Annotated in this window: 17 protein-coding genes; 9 read left to right on the forward strand and 8 right to left on the reverse strand. The window is 60.9% G+C overall.

The annotated features are described in order from the left end of the window. Positions 1–16 precede the first annotated feature (16 nt). The 5 genes from plsY to TRL7639_RS18370 are packed head-to-tail and all read right to left on the reverse strand — an operon-like array spanning position 17 to position 3,735. A complete protein-coding gene (gene plsY / locus TRL7639_RS18350; RefSeq protein ID WP_085797340.1) occupies positions 17–625 on the reverse strand; it encodes a glycerol-3-phosphate 1-O-acyltransferase PlsY in 609 nt (202 codons plus the stop codon). Beyond that, complete coding sequence (pyrC, locus tag TRL7639_RS18355) at positions 625–1,905, reverse strand: dihydroorotase (RefSeq protein WP_085797341.1); 1,281 nt, start codon at positions 1,903–1,905, stop codon at positions 625–627. Before pyrC ends, plsY begins: the two co-directional genes overlap by 1 nt. After that, a complete protein-coding gene (locus tag TRL7639_RS18360) occupies positions 1,902–2,279 on the reverse strand; it encodes a hypothetical protein (protein WP_085797342.1) in 378 nt (125 codons plus the stop codon). Before TRL7639_RS18360 ends, pyrC begins: the two co-directional genes overlap by 4 nt. Beyond that, positions 2,276–2,803, reverse strand: coding sequence for a hypothetical protein (locus TRL7639_RS18365; RefSeq protein ID WP_085797343.1), 528 nt, complete (start codon positions 2,801–2,803; stop codon positions 2,276–2,278). Before TRL7639_RS18365 ends, TRL7639_RS18360 begins: the two co-directional genes overlap by 4 nt. Continuing rightward, positions 2,800–3,735, reverse strand: a complete 936-nt coding sequence (locus TRL7639_RS18370; RefSeq protein WP_085797344.1) for an aspartate carbamoyltransferase catalytic subunit — start codon at positions 3,733–3,735, stop codon at positions 2,800–2,802. The genes TRL7639_RS18365 and TRL7639_RS18370 overlap by 4 nt, the downstream gene beginning before the upstream one ends. A gap of 484 nt (positions 3,736–4,219) precedes the next feature. Here TRL7639_RS18370 and TRL7639_RS23135 point away from each other — a divergent pair, with 484 nt between their 5' ends. From TRL7639_RS23135 to TRL7639_RS18395, 5 genes are all read left to right on the forward strand, one after another. Beyond that, positions 4,220–4,420: a hypothetical protein gene (locus tag TRL7639_RS23135; RefSeq protein WP_165759849.1), complete on the forward strand. Its 201-nt coding sequence runs from the start codon at positions 4,220–4,222 to the stop codon at positions 4,418–4,420. Between the two features lie 50 nt (positions 4,421–4,470). Then, positions 4,471–5,235 (forward strand): uracil-DNA glycosylase, encoded by a 765-nt coding sequence (locus TRL7639_RS18380; protein WP_085797346.1) that lies wholly within the window; start codon positions 4,471–4,473, stop codon positions 5,233–5,235. 26 nt (positions 5,236–5,261) lie between these two features. After that, the gene (moaB, locus tag TRL7639_RS18385) at positions 5,262–5,804 is read left to right on the forward strand and encodes a molybdenum cofactor biosynthesis protein B (protein WP_085797347.1); all 543 of its coding nucleotides are present in this window, start codon (positions 5,262–5,264) and stop codon (positions 5,802–5,804) included. A 109-nt stretch (positions 5,805–5,913) separates the two neighbouring features. Further along, entirely contained in the window at positions 5,914–7,368 is a 1,455-nt protein-coding gene (locus TRL7639_RS18390; protein ID WP_085797348.1) for an efflux RND transporter periplasmic adaptor subunit, read from the forward strand. A 6-nt stretch (positions 7,369–7,374) separates the two neighbouring features. Next, entirely contained in the window at positions 7,375–10,776 is a 3,402-nt protein-coding gene (locus TRL7639_RS18395) for an efflux RND transporter permease subunit (protein ID WP_085797349.1), read from the forward strand. Here TRL7639_RS18395 and TRL7639_RS18400 read toward each other — a convergent pair. Further along, a complete protein-coding gene (locus TRL7639_RS18400) occupies positions 10,760–11,185 on the reverse strand; it encodes an NUDIX hydrolase (protein ID WP_085797350.1) in 426 nt (141 codons plus the stop codon). The two genes, TRL7639_RS18395 and TRL7639_RS18400, sit on opposite strands and share 17 nt — an antisense overlap. Positions 11,186–11,188: 3 nt before the next feature. Next, positions 11,189–11,992, reverse strand: coding sequence for a protein-disulfide reductase DsbD domain-containing protein (locus TRL7639_RS18405; RefSeq protein WP_085797351.1), 804 nt, complete (start codon positions 11,990–11,992; stop codon positions 11,189–11,191). 144 nt (positions 11,993–12,136) lie between these two features. Here TRL7639_RS18405 and TRL7639_RS18410 point away from each other — a divergent pair, with 144 nt between their 5' ends. Continuing rightward, positions 12,137–12,691 carry a YqgE/AlgH family protein gene (locus tag TRL7639_RS18410; protein WP_085797608.1) on the forward strand — a complete coding sequence of 185 codons (555 nt, stop codon included), beginning with the start codon at positions 12,137–12,139 and terminating at the stop codon, positions 12,689–12,691. Here TRL7639_RS18410 and TRL7639_RS18415 read toward each other — a convergent pair whose 3' ends face one another. Further along, positions 12,692–13,642, reverse strand: a complete 951-nt coding sequence (locus TRL7639_RS18415; protein WP_085797352.1) for an L-threonylcarbamoyladenylate synthase — start codon at positions 13,640–13,642, stop codon at positions 12,692–12,694. Between the two features lie 127 nt (positions 13,643–13,769). On the opposite strand from TRL7639_RS18415, the gene TRL7639_RS18420 reads away from it, so the two are divergent. The 3 genes from TRL7639_RS18420 to TRL7639_RS18430 are packed head-to-tail and all read left to right on the forward strand — an operon-like array spanning position 13,770 to position 16,997. Further along, entirely contained in the window at positions 13,770–15,473 is a 1,704-nt protein-coding gene (locus TRL7639_RS18420; protein WP_085797353.1) for an acyl-CoA dehydrogenase, read from the forward strand. Next, positions 15,473–16,519 (forward strand): MBL fold metallo-hydrolase, encoded by a 1,047-nt coding sequence (locus TRL7639_RS18425; protein ID WP_085797354.1) that lies wholly within the window; start codon positions 15,473–15,475, stop codon positions 16,517–16,519. The genes TRL7639_RS18420 and TRL7639_RS18425 overlap by 1 nt, the downstream gene beginning before the upstream one ends. 16 nt (positions 16,520–16,535) lie before the next feature. Beyond that, positions 16,536–16,997 (forward strand): DUF6173 family protein, encoded by a 462-nt coding sequence (locus tag TRL7639_RS18430; RefSeq protein WP_085797355.1) that lies wholly within the window; start codon positions 16,536–16,538, stop codon positions 16,995–16,997. Positions 16,998–17,050 lie beyond the last annotated feature (53 nt).

The raw sequence follows: 17,050 nt of genomic DNA on the forward strand, positions 1-17,050 counted from the left end.
TCTGGCAGCAGATCGTTCAGGATTTTTGCCCGATCTTGGGCTCGGTGCCGGATTTGATTCGGGCAATGTTGGCGCGGTGGCGCCAATAGACGAGGGAAGTCAGCAGAACGCCGAGCAGTAGAGCGGTGCCGTGGCCCAGAAGGACGGCCCAGATAGTCGAGCTTGCTGCGGCAACCAGTGCCGCCATCGACGAGATGCGGGTGATGGCGGCCGCGGCAAGCCATGTCAGGCAGCAGGCAATACCAACGGGCCAGGCGAGCGCCAGCCACAGTCCCAGAAAGGTCGCCACGCCTTTGCCGCCTTTGAACGCCAGCCAGACCGGATAGCAGTGGCCGACAAAGGCTGCCAGCGCCGCTATTTGTACGGCATCTTCGCCAGCCATGGCGCGCGCAAGCAGAACGGCCACCACACCTTTGCCGCCGTCGAACAGCAGGGTTAACGCCGCCGCCGTCTTGTTGCCGGTGCGCAGAACGTTGGTAGCGCCGATGTTGCCTGATCCGATGTCACGCAGGTTGCCAAGGCCCATCACGCGCGCCCAGATCATGCCAAAGGGGATCGACCCCAGGCCGTAACCGATCGCGGCCCACAAAAGCAGGCCGAACGTGGGGGTATCAAAAGGGGGCATCAGGTCCTCCGGAAAACTTCGTGACCACCAACAAAGGTTGCCAGCACCCTACCTTGCATCCGCTGGCCGTCAAACGGAGTGTTCTGCGATTTCGACAACAGCGTCGCGCGGTCCAGCACAAAGGGCACATCGGGGTCGAAAAGCACCAGATCGGCAGGCGCACCGGCACTTAGTCGGCCAGCGTCCAGCCCCAACCGCTTGGCCGGGTTCAGGGACATCGCCCGGAACAGGGTCGGCAGGTCCAGATATTCGGCGTGCACTAGACGCAAGGCGGCAGGCAGGAAAGTTTCCAACGCAACGGCACCAGCGGCGGCCTCTTCAAACGGCAGGCGCTTGCTTTCTTCGTCCTGCGGTGTGTGCATCGAACTGATGATGTCGATCAGCCCTGTGCGGACCGCTTCGATCACCGCCAGGCGGTCGTCTTCGGACCGCAACGGCGGCTTGACCTTGAAGAAGGTGCGATAGTCCGCGACGTCCAGTTCGTTCAGCGTCAGATGGTGGACCGAAGTTCCGGCCGAGATGTCCAGGCCGTTGGCTTTTGCGCGTTCCAGCGCGGGCAAGGCGCGGGCTGTGGTGATCTGGTCGGCGTGGTATTTGGCACCGGTCATTTCCAACAAGGCGATGTCGCGGTCGAGCCCCATCCGCTCGGCCATGGGGGACGCGGCGGGCAGGCCATAGAGCGCGGCAAATTTGCCGCTGGTGGCTGCAGCTCCCTTGCTCAGGATCGGCTCCTGCGGATGCGCCATGACCAGAGCGCCGCAGGACCGGGCATAGGTCAGCGCGCGGGTAAACACCTTGGTGTCGCTGATCACGTGGTCGCAATCGGTAAAGGCCACGGCGCCCGCGTCTTGCAGGAACCCGATCTCGGTCATCTCGCGCCCTTCGCGCCCTTTGGTGAGGGCAGCCATGGGCAGCACGTTCACCGGCGTGTCGGCCTGTGCACGGCGGGTGACAAATTCCAATGACTCGGGCGTGTCGATGGCGGGGGTGGTATCGGGGCGCGTGACCATGGTGGTCACGCCACCCGCAGCCGCTGCGCGGCCTGCGGATTTATAGCTTTCCTTATGCCGCTCACCCGGCTCACAGACCTTGACCCCGATGTCGATAATTCCGGGGGCCAGACATTTGCCGCCACAATCCACAGTCTCGGCATCCGATGCCTCCGGCGTCCTTTCGCCGGTTGCCATAATCCGCCCGTCACGCACGTGCAGCCAGCCAAGGGTATCCGTGCCTGCTTCGGGGTCGATCAGGCGTGCGTTGGAAAAGAGTGTGTCGCTCATGGAATGGCCCTTTCGATGGCGGCCTTGGTGGCTGCGGGGTCGGCTTGGTATTTGATGAGGTGCTTGTCGCCCGTCTTGGTCACGATTTGCACATAGCTGCCCATCGTGTTGATCTTTTCGATGTTTCTCAGCGCCACACGGCGCGGGCCGGGCCCGACCAGATCGCTGCCGTCGATGGACCAGACATATCCCAGCTCTTCGGACGCCAGATACCAGCCGCGCAAAACGATGGCGGCCAACCCCGCAGGCGCGCCGGTCCAGACGTAAGGGTTGCCGATCAGCCAAAGCACCAGCATCGCGCCGCCCATGGCGGCGGCGGCCATCCAGGTGTGGCTGCGGATATAGGCGCTGCGGTCGGCGGGAAACTCGGTCATAGCAGCACCTTGAGCAGAACCAGCGTGATCACTAGTGTGAGGCCCACCACAAAAGTCAAAACGATCTGTCGAGTGCGGCGCGCCTCGGCGTCGCTGGCGGGCGGGGCAGCAGAATAGGGTGCGGCGCTTTCCGTCTGAATCGGAGCAGCAGACCAATCGGTGCCATCCTCGGTGTAGATGCCGATCAGCGAGATACCTTCATCCGGGCTCAGCGCGCCTTCTTTGCCCTCAAACGCCTTGCTACGCACTAACAGAACCCAGCCCTGAGCCGCGTCCAAAGCTAACTTGTCGAGCTGCGCCGGGTCCACCCCGCACCCATCGGAGAGGTAGCCGTAAAGCCCCACCTCTTCGAGGTCGGAAACCGGAAATACCTCGACCTGTTCGTCATCCACTGCGGCAAGCCCCAAAACCTGCGCCGCGGCTCCGGGTTCTTGCAGAAACCGGGCCTCTTCCGGGCGCATGTCCAAGGAAAACAGGCGCAGAACGCGCTGTTCGCCTTTGCGGATATGCAGTGGGTTTCTCATGCGGCGGCAGTCAGGTTGCGGGCCAGCAGCTCCATCGCGGCCATGCGCACGGCGACGCCCATCTCGACCTGCTCTTGAATGACCGAGCGGTTGATGTCGTCCGCCAACGTTCCGTCGATCTCGACACCGCGGTTCATCGGGCCGGGGTGCATGACGATGGCATCGGGCTTGGCGAGGCCGAGCTTTTCGGCGTCCAATCCGTAGCGGTGGTAATATTCGCGTTCGGACGGGATAAAGCCGCCATCCATCCGCTCGCGCTGAAGCCGCAGCATCATGACCACGTCGACGTCCCTTAGGCCCTCGCGCATGTCGTCATAGATCTCGGCGCCAAACTCGGCAAATTGACCCGGCACCAGCGTCGGCGGGCCGATCAGGCGAATGCGGTTTTCCATCTTGCCCAGCAGGATCAGGTTTGACCGGGCCACGCGCGAATGCGCAACGTCGCCACAGATCGCGATGTTCAGCCGGTGCAGGCGCCCCTTGGCGCGGCGGATGGTCAGCGCATCGAGCAACGCCTGGGTGGGGTGCTCGTGCTTGCCGTCGCCCGCGTTCAGAACGGCGCAGTTCACTTTCTGCGCCAGCAGATCCACCGCACCCGAATGCGGGTGACGCACCACCAGCAGATCGGGGTGCATAGCATTCAGCGTCATGGCGGTGTCGATCAGCGTTTCGCCCTTTTTGATCGAACTGGCCTGCATCGCCATGTTCATCACATCCGCGCCCAGGCGCTTGCCGGCAATCTCGAAACTGGCCTGTGTGCGGGTCGAGTTTTCAAAGAACATGTTGATCTGCGTCAGCCCGGCCAGCACATCGGCGTGTTTGCTGGATTGCCGGTTCAGATCCACATAGGTCTCGGCCAGGTCCAGGATCGCGGTGATGTCACTTTGGGAAAGCTGTTCGATGCCAAGAAGGTGACGGTGCGCAAAACTCATGGGCCGGACTCCGATCTGACATTTTGAGCGCTTATAGAAAGGTCACCCGCTCGGGGCAATATGCAAGCGGGCGCTATTCTGGCGCACATCCACCTTCTGGCAGACACTGCTCTCCCGGTTTGCACCATTTGCCATAGCCGCAGTCGACCGCCTTGATCGGAACGCAGCCGCGCCCCTTGGAACATTTGAAGCCGGGGCGGCATTCACTGTCGGTTTCGGAGCACTGAAACCAACCCGGGTTGGAGCAGCCGCCGCCGGGTAAGCAGCCCGTGGTCGGATCTGCGCCCGGAACCAGAAGCTGTTCTTGATCCGTTGTTCTGCGGCAATCGCCGCTGGCTGTGCAGACCGTGCCAGGTGGGCAGACCTTACCATTGCCGCATTGCTTAGATCCGTGAGCTGAGCAGCGCAGTCCTCCGTCGATGCAAAACTGACCCACTGGGCAAGACCGCCCGCCGCCGCAATAGGTTCCACCAAGAGGAATGCAATGTCCGTCCCAGCTGCATGTGGTGCCTGCGCGGCAGCAGTTTCGAAAGCCGCATTGTTGGGTGCCGATGGGGCATTCGGACCGGGTGCTGCCCAGGGGATTGCTCAACTGAGCATCGACCGCAGTACCAAGGACCAGAGCCAGACAAAGAAACAGGAAACGCAACATGGCCGTTATGGTCCGACACGGGCGACGCGGTGACAAGTGGTTATCGGCTTTCCCTCGCCATTGTTACGACTAGACTGTGCGCCATGGAATCGGCTTTGGATTATCACACCGCAAGGGCGCTGCTGGAATGGCAGGTCGAGCTTGGCGTATCTGAGACCATCGGGGACACCCCGGTGGATCGATATGGGCTGCCCGACAAATCGGCCAAGTCCAAGAAAGCCAAGGCCGAGCAGGTCGCGCCTGTCAAACCCAAGGAAATCGATCCAGCCGATCTAGCCCGCCAAGCAGCCAAGGCGGCGATGTCATTGGAGCAGTTGCAAGCGGCGATGGGGGCGTTTGAACACTGCGAGCTCAAGAAAGGCGCGCGCAATCTGGTGTTTGCCGACGGCAATCCAGAGGCGCGTGTGATGATCATCGGCGAAGCACCAGGGCGTGACGAAGACCGCGAAGGGCGCCCTTTTGTGGGGCGTGCCGGGCAATTGCTGGATCGGATGCTCGAGGCCATCGACCTGAGCCGTGAAAGCTCGGTCTATATCACCAACGTCCTGCCCTGGCGCCCGCCGCAGAACCGCGATCCACGCCCTGAAGAGATCGGTATGCTGAAACCGTTTCTGGAACGGCACGTAGAGCTGGTGAAGCCCGACGTGTTGGTCCTGATGGGCAACATCAGCTGTCACGCGATGCTGGGCAAACGCGGGATCACCCGAATTCGTGGCAAATGGGACGCGGCACTCAACCTGCCGACCATCCCTATGTTTCACCCTGCCTACCTGTTGCGCCAACCGCAGGCCAAGCGCCAAGCTTGGGCCGACCTGTTGGAGCTCAAGGCAAAGCTGATGGGCAGCTGAGCCCCCGATCACCGAAAGGCCCATGAATGTCGCGCATCGACGAAACCAAGGATTTCATCGCCACCCGGATTGCGGTGCTCACCGTTTCGGACAGCCGTTCGCTGGACCAGGACCGCTCGGGCCAGGTGCTGGTTGACCGCATCGCTGACGCGGGCCATGTGCTGGCCGACCGCAAGATCCTGCCGGATGAGCGTGTCGAGATCGCCGATCAGTTGCGCGCCTGGGTAGCGAACCCCGAGATTGACGTCGTGATTTCCACTGGTGGCACCGGCTTGACCGGTCGAGATGTGACTGTCGAAGCGCATCGCGACGTTTATGAAAAGGAAATCGACGCCTTTGGGACCGTGTTTACCATCGTGTCGATGCAAAAGATTGGAACATCCGCTGTGCAATCGCGCGCCACGGGCGGGGTTGCGGGTGGCACCTATCTGTTTGCGCTGCCCGGCAGTCCCGGCGCCTGCAAGGATGCGTGGGACGAGATTCTGGTCAAACAGCTGGATTACCGTCACCGCCCTTGCAACTTTGTCGAGATTTTTCCGCGATTGGACGAACATCAGCGACGGAAGTAGACTGACCCCGCGTTTAACACCGGATAACTGCCTTGTGGCTTGGCAATGTCGATGGCGTTGCTAGGTTAAAGGTATGGCAGCAACAAGCGACCGAGACAGGGTATATTAGATGCGTTTTCTGCGACAAAGCCTGGTTGGGGTGTTTTTGGCATCGATGACGCTGGCGCTGCTTCTATATGCAGGGCAGTTGGTGATGGGCGCTATTCAAAGCCGCCTGGCAGATGACAAAAAGCCCCCACAGGCGCGTGAGCGTGTCTTTGCTGTCAACGTGCAGCGAGCCGAGTTCGAAACCATTGTGCCAGAGTTGCAAGCTTTTGGTCAGGTCCAAAGCAGGCGCACGCTGGAATTACGCGCCGCTGCAGCGGGGCGTGTGGTTGAACTGGCCGAGAATGTCGAAGAAGGCGGTGTTGTTAAGGCGGGACAGATCTTGATCCGCATCGACCCCGCGGACGCGCAATCGGCATTCGATCGCGCGGACTCGGATTTGTTGGACGCCCAGGCCGAGGAGCGGGATGCCGAACGGACATTGGAATTGGCGCGAAACGAATTGCAAGCCGCCATAGACCAATCCGAGCTGCGTGACCGCGCATTGAAGCGGCAACAAGATCTTGCTGAACGTGGTGTTGGCACGGCTGCGGCAGTTGAGACGGCTGAGCTTGCAGCGGCGTCTGCCCGACAAGCGGTTCTGGCGCGCCGAATTTCGGAAGCCCAGGCCGAGGCTCGGGTTGATCAAACCGTGACCCGCTTGGCGCGCGCGCAGATTGCGCTGGATGCGGCACAGCGGGATTTGACGGATACTACGATCAAGGCAAGGTTTGACGGCACCCTGTCTGGAGTTAGCCTGGTTGAAGGGCGCTTGGTTTCTGCCAATGAAAAGCTGGCTGAACTTGTCGACCCCCGAGCGCTGGAGGTCGCGTTCCGGGTTTCGACTGCGCATTATGCGCGCCTTCTGGACAACAACGGACGCCTGATCCCCGCTAAAGTGATCGCTTCGCTTGATGCGGCGGGTTCGAACCTGTTGGCTCGCGGCACAATCAGCCGTGACAGTGCCGCAGCGGGCGAAGGGCAGTCGGGGCGTTTGATCTTTGCGCGGCTTGATGCGGCACTCGGCTTTAAGCCAGGTGATTTCGTCACTGTTTCCGTTGAAGAACCGCCGCTGGACAACGTGGCCCGTTTGCCTGCCTCGTCTTATGCGGCGGATGGCACGGTGCTGGTGGTTGATGCCGATGATCGCTTGGATACTCTCAAAGTGCAATTGGTCCGCCGTCAGGGCGACCATGTGCTGCTGCGCGGCGAAGGCCTGGAAGGGCGCGAGGTCGTGGTTGGTCGAACGCCGCTTTTGGGGGCAGGTATTCGGGTCCGACCTTTGCGACAGGAGGCCGAAGCTGAACCTGCGGCCTCGATGTTGGAGTTGACAGACGAGCGCCGCGCCAAGCTGATGGCGTTTGTCGAAGGCAATCAGCGCATGCCGGACGAGATGAAAGCACGCGTGTTGGCCAGTCTGGCCGAGGCCAAGGTGCCCGCGGCCCTGGTCGAACGGATCGAAGCCCGGATGGGGGGATAACCCGTCATGGCCCGCGAGATCCCCCAAGTTGCCAGCGGCTTGTTCAGCTATTTCACCCGCCACAGGACCGTAGCCAACTTGCTGTTGTTGGTGATGCTGGTTCTTGGTGCTGCAGCCATGCCCAATATGCGGGCGCAGTTTTTTCCTGACGTGATCGTCGAAAACGTCGATGTCCGCGTCGTGTGGGAGGGCGCAGGCCCCGAGGATGTGGACAGCGCGATTGTTCAGGTTCTGGAACCTACTCTGCTGGCCGTAGATGGCGTCGAAAGCTCGACCTCAACCTCTAGTGAGGGGCGCGCCTACATGCGGCTGGAGTTCGAACCCGGTTCGGACATGGCGCGCGCGCAGGATGACGTACAATCTGCGATTGACGCGATAACGACCCTGCCCGAAGACGCAGAAGACCCCAGCGTGCGCCGGGGGGCCTGGCGTGACCGGGTGACAGATGTGGTAATCACCGGGCCGATTGATCCGGCACAACTCGGCCTGTTCACCGACGAATTGGTCGCCCGACTGTTCGAAGTCGGCGTGACCCGCACCACAATCCGGGGCGTGGCGGCACCGCGAACAATCGTTGAAGTGCCGTCGGCTCAGCTGATTTCGAACGATGTCAGTATGACTGACATCTCTCAGGCTGTGGCGGCCGAAGTCGACGCTGACCCGGCAGGTGATGTGGCGGGTGCAAACGCTCGGGTACGCACGGGGGTGGCCAAACGCTCGCCCGAGGATATCGAAGGGATTGTTTTGCGTTCGAATCCAGATGGATCGAAGCTGACCATTGGGGATGTAGCGACAATCCGGGTCGAAGGCGTAAATCGCCTGCGCAGCTACTACGTCGGTGAAAACCCGGCCATGTCGGTGCGCATTGACCGATCTGATCAAGGCGACGCGATCCGCATCCAGGGCGTGGTCGAAGACGTTGTTGCAGAGATGCAATTGAGCTTGCCCAAAGACGTCACGGTCGAACTGATCCGCACGCGGGCCGAGGCAATCTCGGGACGTTTAAATATCTTGGTCGATAATGGCCTGATGGGTTTGGGCCTTGTGGTCTTGTTGCTGTTTCTCTTCCTCAATGCCCGCATCGCGTTCTGGGTGGCTGCGGGCATTCCAGCCGCCATGTTTGCCGCCATTGCGCTGATGTATGTGGGTGGCTTGACCATCAACATGGTCTCGCTCTTTGGCTTGATCATTACATTGGGCATTGTTGTCGACGACGCCATCGTTGTTGGGGAACACGCCGATTTCCGCGCTCGGCGATTGGGCGAGCATCCCGTGGTTGCCGCAGAGCGCGCAGCAGGACGCATGGCGATGCCGGTCTTTGCTGCGACATTGACGACGATCATTGCCTTTTTTGGCCTGATCGCTGTCGGGGGCCGTTTCGGCGAGTTGATCCGGGATATCCCATTCACTGTGATCGCGGTTTTGGCCGCCTCGCTAGTGGAATGCTTTCTGATCCTGCCGAACCACATGAGCCATGCGATTGCACATTCGGCCAAAGAACATTGGTACGATTTCCCCAACCGGGTCGTGAATCGCGGTTTCCGCTGGATGCGGGATCATCTGTTCCGCCCCTTCATGGGATGGGTTGTTTGGGGCCGCTATGTGGTTCTGGCCGGAGCGCTGGTCTTTCTTGCCAGCCAAGCCGCAATGTTCATTCAGGGCGACGTGAAGTGGCGGTTTTTCAACGCTCCTGAACGGGGTTCTGTCACTGGCAACTTTGCCATGGTCGAAGGCGCCACCCGGGCCGACACGCTGGCGATGATGCGCGAGATGCAGCGCGCGACCGAAGAGTTGGGGCAGGAATACGAAGAGCGCTATGGCCGCAATCCACTCGACTATGTTTTGGGCGAAATCGGAGGCAACGCCGGGCGCGGCCTGTCGGGCGTCGACACCAAAGACAAAGATCTGCTGGGTGGCATTTCGATCGAACTCATCGACGCTGACTTGCGTCCTTATTCCAGCTTTGCCTTCGTCGGCGAACTGCAAGACAGGGTGGTTCGACATCCGCTGGTCGAAGCAATCAGTTTCCGCAGTTGGCGCTCGGGTCCAGGTGGGGACGCGCTGGACGTGCAGTTTTATGGCGCCGAGGTCACAACGCTGAAACAGGCGTCCGAAGATCTGCAAACCGCGCTGTTGCGGTACCCTGAGGTGTCCGCCGTCGAAGACAACCTGGCCTATGACAAGGAAGAGGTTGTCTTGGATCTGACCGCGCAGGGACAGGCCTTGGGCTTTACCATCGAAACACTGGGGCGCGCGCTGCGCTCGCGGCTCAACGGGATTGAGGCGGCAACCTATCCCGATGGACCCCGCAGCGCCGAAATTCGGGTCGAACTGCCCGAGGGCGAACTGACCGCTGATTTTCTGGAACGCACCCTGATGCGTACGCCTCAGGGCGTTTATGTACCGCTGGCGGATATCGTCAGCGTCGATCAACGAACTGGCTTCTCAACTGTGCGGCGCGAAAATGGTGTGCGCGTGATTTCCGTCACTGGCGACATTTCCGAGGATGACCCCACCCGCGCCGAAGAGATTTCGCGCGCCCTGGCCGAGGAGATCCTGCCCAAGATTGCCAGCGAGCGTCAGGTCGAATGGCGCATGTCGGGCCTGAGCGAGCAAGAGGACGAGTTCCTAAATGACGCGCGCACCGGGTTGATCCTGTGTTTGACGGGTATCTATCTGGTTCTGGCTTGGGTCTTTGCCAGTTGGACCCGGCCGATGGTGGTTATGGCAATCATCCCGTTCGGGCTGGTGGGGACGATCTGGGGTCACTACATCTGGGAGGTGCCGCTGAGCATGTTCACGGTTGTGGGCCTGCTGGGGATGACCGGGATCATCATCAATGACTCGATCGTCCTGGTCACGACTATCGATGAATACGCAAAAGAGCGCGGGTTGATCCCATCAATCATCGACGGCGCAGCGGATCGATTGCGCCCGGTGATGCTGACGACGCTGACCACGGTCCTGGGTCTGGCACCACTGTTGTATGAGCAATCGCAACAGGCACAGTTCCTAAAGCCTACCGTAATCACGCTGGTTTATGGCCTGGGTTTTGGCATGTTTCTGGTGCTGCTGGTCGTGCCCGCACTGGTTGCAATCCAGAATGACGTTGCGCGCCCGTTGACCGCCATGCGGCGGGCGATGCGCGGGCCGGATCGTCGGATACGGGGCGTGATCTATCTGGCATGGATTGCGATGCTGGGATGGCTGGGGGCGACCATGGTCTGGCCGTTGATCAACGGGGCCCTGCCTGCCCAGGTCGCGGCCCTGGTCCCGATGCTGAGCGCGCTATCTGTCCTGCAGGCCGGATTTGTCCTGTTCTTTGCAGGTGCTCTGGCAATCCTGATCCTGATGATGCTGTTGGGGCTGATCGTCTTTGCGCGCAGTGGGGCTACGTCGCGCGCTTAAGTGCCAGGCTCAAAAGGTCTGCGACGCGCGCGCTCATGGGCAGATCGCCTGCGGCAACAGTTTCGATCGGCACCCATTTCACATCCGCGATTTCCTCGACGACACGGGGGGTGCCGCTGACATAGGCGCACAGCACACCAACCAGCAGATAGTGTGTGACAGTCTGGCCTGAATCGTCCTGACGGATCAGATCGAAATTTGTCAGATACTCTGCCGCTGTAGCTTCGACCCCGGTTTCCTCACGCAATTCGCGCACGGCGGCGGTGAGGGCGGTTTCGCCCCATTCCACGTGCCCGCCGGGAAACCCCCAAAGGCCTGCGTCAGGTTGTTTCTTGCGTTGTGCCAAAAGAACGTGGCCGTCGTGGATCACAACGGCCAATGCGCCCAGCTTGGGAGTAGGAGTGTTCATGAATCAGCCCGGGGTACAGCCCTGAATGTCGACACTGTGCGAGCCACCCAAAACCGTCAACCGGATTTCGGACCGGTCGATGGCAAATGCGTTGCCGCTGTCGCTGATCAATTCGGCAGTCGAGGTGATCACATTGCCCTGCCGTTTGGTTTCAGGCTCGGTTGCCCAAAGCGATGGATCGCCAGGCTCGATGATCATCATCTCTGTCCCGCCGGTCGAAGGGACACGCACTGTGGCCTCTATCCGCATTCCGTCCTTGGTGGGGGACAGACGGCAGGTGGCCGATTTCACCCCGGCTTCGCGCGCGGAATAGGGCCGTGCGGCCAAGGCTGCAGCGATGGTGGGGTTGCGACCCGCGTCGCTGTCCAGCTCGTGGTTGAATTTCAATTGTCCGGGCACACAGACGTCGCTGCAGACGCCAAAGGACATCTTTCCCTTGAGTTGCACAGGTTTGTCCGCGCGTTTGGGGGTGATCTCGACCGGAAGCACCATTTGTTTTTCATACCCGATGGTGCGGATACCGTTCTGGTCAAAGACGGTTGGCGAGGGCCAGGTGAATGATACCTCGCCCACATTGCGCGAGCCACGCCAATCGAATTGCGGGGGAATGCCTGCATCGCCGGGCGCACGCCAATAGGTTTTCCACCCATCAGCCAAGGTCAGCCGGATTGCCCCCTGATAGGTGCCCTGTTTGGTCAGGCCGCCATCGAGAATGTCGAGCTGAACAATCTCCCCCAGTCCGCTGACCTGTGCAGCGGCAAGGGATGGAACGGTAAGGCCAATGGCCAAGGCAACAGATCTAAGCATGATCTTTAGATGCGCGTTTTGGGGATGAAATCCAAGTCACGTTCGGGTCAGAGGCGATTATTTCCGCACTTTGTGGTCGGGACCCTTGCACCGGGCGCGCGGGGTGGCCATTCTTGAATGAGAAGGAGACTGAAGACCCCTATGTTGGATCTAACCGGTAAGCTGTTGATCGCAATGCCTGGCATGGGCGATCCGCGCTTTGCTCATTCGGTGGTGTTTCTGTGCAGCCATGGCAAGGACGGAGCCATGGGGTTGATCGTCAATAAACCCGCAGATCTGCCGTTGGCCGCTTTGCTTGATCAATTGGACATCGACTGTGTCTCGCGCCGGATCGGGGAGCGGCCTGTGCGATTTGGCGGACCGGTCGAAACCGGGCGCGGGTTTGTCCTGCATTCCTCGGATTATGAAGCCAACTTGCATTCGCTGGAAATCGGCGATGGGTTCAGCATGTCGGCGACGCTGGATGTCCTGGAAGACATCGCGCAGGGCAACGGACCAGAGCGCGGGTTGCTCATGCTCGGCTATTCGGGCTGGGGGCCCGGCCAGCTAGAGGACGAGATCGCGGCAAACGGCTGGCTGACGGCGGATGCGGATCTGGGGCTGGTGTTCGATCTGGATGACAGCGGCAAATGGGAAGCGGCGCTGAAATCGTTGGGCATTGATCCTTTGAACCTATCGGCCAGTGCAGGGCACGCCTGATCAGGCCCCTCTGGGTGCTGCCGCGCGGCGCAAGCGGTCGTTGATGGCCAATCCCAACCCTTTTTCCGGAATCGGAGATATCGCAATTGGCCGCCCTGTGGCATCAAGCTGGTGAAGGGCTGAAAACAAGTTTGCCGCCGCTTCGGTCATATCACCCGAAAGCGACAGGTTTAGATCGCATTCGACCGGGCCAAACCCCAACAACACTTCGTCGCCCATCGGGGTCTCAACATTTAATCGTACGCTGGAGTCGGGCGCGTAATGGGACAAGAGTTGTCCGGGCGCGGACAGGGCATCGCCTTGTTTGTAGGTCCCGATCATTTGACCAAGGCAAGCCTCGACCAGATCGGCCGACAACCCACCAGGGCGCAGCAGGGTGGGGGTGCCCTTCAAGCCGATAATCGTGGATTCCAAGCCGACCCCACAGGGGCCGTCATCCAGAACGGCGGCAATCCGGCCATCCAAGCCCGCGTGCACATGCCCGGCTGTCGTTGGGCTGATCCGGCCCGAGGGGTTGGCCGAAGGCGCCGCGACCGGCCCATCGAATGCGCTCAACAGCGCGCGCGCGGTCTCATGTGCGGGAACCCGAACCGCCAGCGTGTCCAGCCCCGCCGTCACCAGTGGGGAAATGTCGTGATCAGGCCTGAGCGGCAAAACCAACGTCAAAGGCCCCGGCCAGAAGGCTTGTGCCAGGCGATCTGCCTCGTCTGTCCAAACCACGTAGCGCTTTGCCGCTTCTATGCTGGCAACATGGGCAATCAGCGGGTTGAAGCTTGGCCGCCCTTTGGCCTCGTAGATCCCTGCGACCGCCTTGTCGTTGCGGGCATCCCCGCCCAGGCCGTACACCGTTTCGGTCGGAAAGGCGACCAAGGCGCCCGCGCGCAGCAAGCCCGCCGCCGTTGCGATGTCGGCGTGCGTGGCAGTCAGATAGGATGTGTCCTTACGATACATGGTCGGTGACGCGGCGTTTTGGTTGCTTGCAAGGGGGCTCTGGATAGGTAATCGTCCAAACCCTGTCTTTACCGATGCCTGCCTTGGATGCCAAGGCCATGCACCGCCCAAACATCCGAGGGAACCAATGCCCTATCGCGCACCAGTCACCGACTACCAGTTCTTGCTCCGCCATGTAGCAGGCTTTGATCAGATCGCGGGGACCGAAAAGTTTTCCGAGGCCTCCGACGATGTGGTCGATGCGATTTTGACCGAGGCCGGCAAGATGTGTGAAGAGGTGATGTCGCCCCTGCAGCGTCCCGGCGATCTGGAGCCTGCGCGTCTGGAGAACGGGGTTGTACGCACGTCGCCAGGGTATTCAGATGGCTGGAAAGCCATTTCCGAAGGGGGTTGGATCGGGATGAGCGGTGATCCGGAATACGGCGGCATGGGCCTGCCGATGACCGTGACCACCGCCGTGAATGAGATGATGAGCGCGGCCTGCCTGTCGCTGCAACTTGCGCCGCTGATGAGCCAGGGGCAGATCGAAGCCATGGAACATCATGCCAGTGATGCCATCAAGGAACTGTTTCTGCCTAAGCTGATGTCGGGTGAATGGTCGGGCACAATGAACCTGACCGAACCTCAGGCCGGGTCGGACGTGGGGGCGCTCAGCTCCAAAGCCGTGGACAATGGCGATGGCAGCTTTGCGGTGACCGGGCAGAAGATCTATATTTCCTGGGGCGACAACGATTTTGCAGGCAATGTTTGCCACCTGGTTCTGGCGCGTCTGCCCGATGGGGTGCCCGGCACCAAGGGCATCAGCCTGTTCATCGTGCCCAAGCACCTGCCCGACGACAATGGCGAGGCGGGCGTGGCCAACAGCCTCAAGGTGGTAAGCCTGGAGCACAAGATGGGTCTGCATGGCTCGCCAACTTGCGTGATGCAGTTTGATGGTGCCAAGGGCTGGCTTGTCGGCAAGGAACACGGCGGCATGGCCGCGATGTTCACCATGATGAACAATGCGCGCTTGGGTGTTGGCGGCCAAGGTGTTGGAGTAGCTGAAGGTGCCTATCAGCACGCGCTGGCCTATGCGCTGGAGCGCAAGCAGGGCAAGACACCGAGCGGCACAATCGTGGACCACGCCGATGTGCGCCGCATGCTGATGAGCATGAAGGCCGATGTCTTTGCGTCGCGGGCGATCTTGCTCAACTGTGCCGCGGCCATCGACATGCAGACCGCCACAGATGATGCAGAATGGGCGGCGCGTGCGGCGTTCCTGACCCCGATTGCCAAGGCCTTTGGCACCGAGACGGGGATGCGCGTGGCCGAGACCGGTGTGCAGGTGCACGGTGGCATGGGCTTTATCGAAGAGACAGGTGCTGCGCAGTTTTATCGCGATGTCCGCGTGACCGCGATCTACGAGGGTACAAATGGCATTCAGGCCATGGACCTTGTGGCACGCAAGATGATGGACGGCGGAGAGGCCGCGGCCAAGTTGCTGGATGAGATCGAAGATCACGCCGAACGCGCCCGGGCCACGGTACCGGAACTCGCCGGTCCGGTATGGGAAGCCACGGAAACCCTGCGCGAGGCAACTGAATGGCTGGTGGCGCAAGGTGACTTGAACGAGCGTTTCGCTGGCGCAGTTCCCTACCTGCAGGCCTTTGCGCGTGTGCTGGGTGGCCACTATCACCTGGTGGCCGCTATGGCCGACCCGGCTGGCCCGCGTGAGAAACTGGCACGCTTCTACATCAATGCACTGCTGCCCGAACACGCTGGCCTGCTGGCGCAGGCGCAGAACGGCTCGGCAGACGTCTATGGTCTGACCATCGACGAGCTGGTCGCCTGATGGACGGGGCGCAGACGCTGGCGATGCGATACCCTTGGGACACCCCGCCCGCACCGGGTGAGGCCATCGAAGTGGCCGAGGGCGTGCTGTGGATGCGCCTGCCGCTGCCGATGAAACTGGACCACGTCAACGTCTACGCTCTGGACGAAGGTGACAGCTGGACCGTGATCGACACTGGTTTTGCATCCAAGAAATCGCGCGCCATCTGGGAGCAGTTGATGGCGGGACCGTTGGGTGGCAAGCCTGTGTCCCGCGTGGTGGTGACCCACCATCACCCCGATCACATGGGGCTGGCGGGCTGGTTTCAATCCGAGCATGGGGCCGAACTGGTCACAACGCGCACGGCTTGGCTGTTCTCGCGCATGCTGACGCTGGATGTTCAGGAAAACTGGCCGGAAGAGACGCTGAACTATTACCGTTCGGCGGGTATGAATGCGGACATTCTGGCCAAGCGGATGGCGGATCGCCCGTTCAATTTCTCGGATATGGTGTACCCGATGCCATTGGGCTTTCGGCGGATCAAGCAGGGTGACGTGTTCCGCATGGGCGGGCGCGATTGGGATGTGCACATGGGCAATGGCCACGCGCCTGAACATGCCACGTTCTGGAGCCGTGACGACAATCTGGTGATCACCGGCGATCAGATTCTGTCTTCGATCAGCCCCAACATTGGCGTCTATGCCACTGAACCGCTGGCTGATCCGCTGGCGGAGTGGCTGGAGGCGTGCGAGCGTTTGGCACCACTGGCGCGCGAAGATCATCTGGCGCTGGGCGGTCACAAACTCCCATTCACTGGTCTGCCGATCCGGATGCGTCAGTTGATCGACAATCATCATGGCGCTCTCAAACGGCTGCTGAACCATCTGGACACCCCCAAACCGGCATCCGAATGCTTTGCCCCTTTGTTCAAACGCACCATTGGTGAGGGTGAATATGGGCTGGCCCTGGTCGAAGCCGTTGCGCATGTGAACCATCTCTACCATATCGGAGAGGTGATCCGGACCCGTCGTGAGGACGGGGCCTGGCTGTATCAGCGCAAAGACTAAATTCAGGGACAACAGCATGGACGACAAGATCGAAACGGCGGCCGAAGCGGCAGAAGCAGCGGCTTTGCCGCGTCATCACGAGGTCCATGCAGACCCTGAACGTCAACCCAAGCTGGGTCCGGTGCCTGCCCAGATGCAAAAACCTGTCGAGGCCAAAAGCCCGTCGCGCTGGGCCTATGAACGGCTGATCCTTTACATCCGCAGTTTCGAAGAGCAGCTCGATGCCGAGCACGAGGTTGCCATGGGGTTCACTGGGGGCGACGCCGGAGTGCTGCGGATTGAGGGGATGGGGTATTTCGATCCCGATATCGTGACGTTTTATGGAACGGATTCCAACGGTGTGCGCACACAGCTGGTGCAGCATGTCAGCCAACTGAACGTGATGCTGCGGGCCTTGCCCAAGCCAAAAGAGGACACGCCTGCTACGCGGATCGGGTTTCGTTTGGCTGCGGATCTTGAAACGTCAGACGAGTCGTGACGCGAATCTGATCCTTAGACCTGTGATGTTTTGGGCGACCGGAGCGCTCCCGC

Source organism: Falsiruegeria litorea R37 (genome assembly GCF_900172225.1).
GTDB lineage: Bacteria > Pseudomonadota > Alphaproteobacteria > Rhodobacterales > Rhodobacteraceae > Falsiruegeria > Falsiruegeria litorea.

Coding starts and splice junctions, on each gene's coding strand:
- TRL7639_RS23135 (WP_165759849.1), top strand. CDS start 4,220: ATGTCCGTCCCAGCTGCATGTGGTGCCTGCGCGGCAGCAGTTTCGAAA.
- plsY (WP_085797340.1), bottom strand. CDS start 625: ATGCCCCCTTTTGATACCCCCACGTTCGGCCTGCTTTTGTGGGCCGCG.
- TRL7639_RS18400 (WP_085797350.1), bottom strand. CDS start 11,185: ATGAACACTCCTACTCCCAAGCTGGGCGCATTGGCCGTTGTGATCCAC.
- moaB (WP_085797347.1), top strand. CDS start 5,262: ATGTCGCGCATCGACGAAACCAAGGATTTCATCGCCACCCGGATTGCG.
- TRL7639_RS18370 (WP_085797344.1), bottom strand. CDS start 3,735: ATGAGTTTTGCGCACCGTCACCTTCTTGGCATCGAACAGCTTTCCCAA.
- TRL7639_RS18360 (WP_085797342.1), bottom strand. CDS start 2,279: ATGACCGAGTTTCCCGCCGACCGCAGCGCCTATATCCGCAGCCACACC.
- TRL7639_RS18425 (WP_085797354.1), top strand. CDS start 15,473: ATGGACGGGGCGCAGACGCTGGCGATGCGATACCCTTGGGACACCCCG.
- TRL7639_RS18415 (WP_085797352.1), bottom strand. CDS start 13,642: ATGTATCGTAAGGACACATCCTATCTGACTGCCACGCACGCCGACATC.
- TRL7639_RS18420 (WP_085797353.1), top strand. CDS start 13,770: ATGCCCTATCGCGCACCAGTCACCGACTACCAGTTCTTGCTCCGCCAT.
- TRL7639_RS18390 (WP_085797348.1), top strand. CDS start 5,914: ATGCGTTTTCTGCGACAAAGCCTGGTTGGGGTGTTTTTGGCATCGATG.
- TRL7639_RS18405 (WP_085797351.1), bottom strand. CDS start 11,992: ATGCTTAGATCTGTTGCCTTGGCCATTGGCCTTACCGTTCCATCCCTT.
- TRL7639_RS18365 (WP_085797343.1), bottom strand. CDS start 2,803: ATGAGAAACCCACTGCATATCCGCAAAGGCGAACAGCGCGTTCTGCGC.
- TRL7639_RS18395 (WP_085797349.1), top strand. CDS start 7,375: ATGGCCCGCGAGATCCCCCAAGTTGCCAGCGGCTTGTTCAGCTATTTC.
- TRL7639_RS18430 (WP_085797355.1), top strand. CDS start 16,536: ATGGACGACAAGATCGAAACGGCGGCCGAAGCGGCAGAAGCAGCGGCT.
- pyrC (WP_085797341.1), bottom strand. CDS start 1,905: ATGAGCGACACACTCTTTTCCAACGCACGCCTGATCGACCCCGAAGCA.
- TRL7639_RS18380 (WP_085797346.1), top strand. CDS start 4,471: ATGGAATCGGCTTTGGATTATCACACCGCAAGGGCGCTGCTGGAATGG.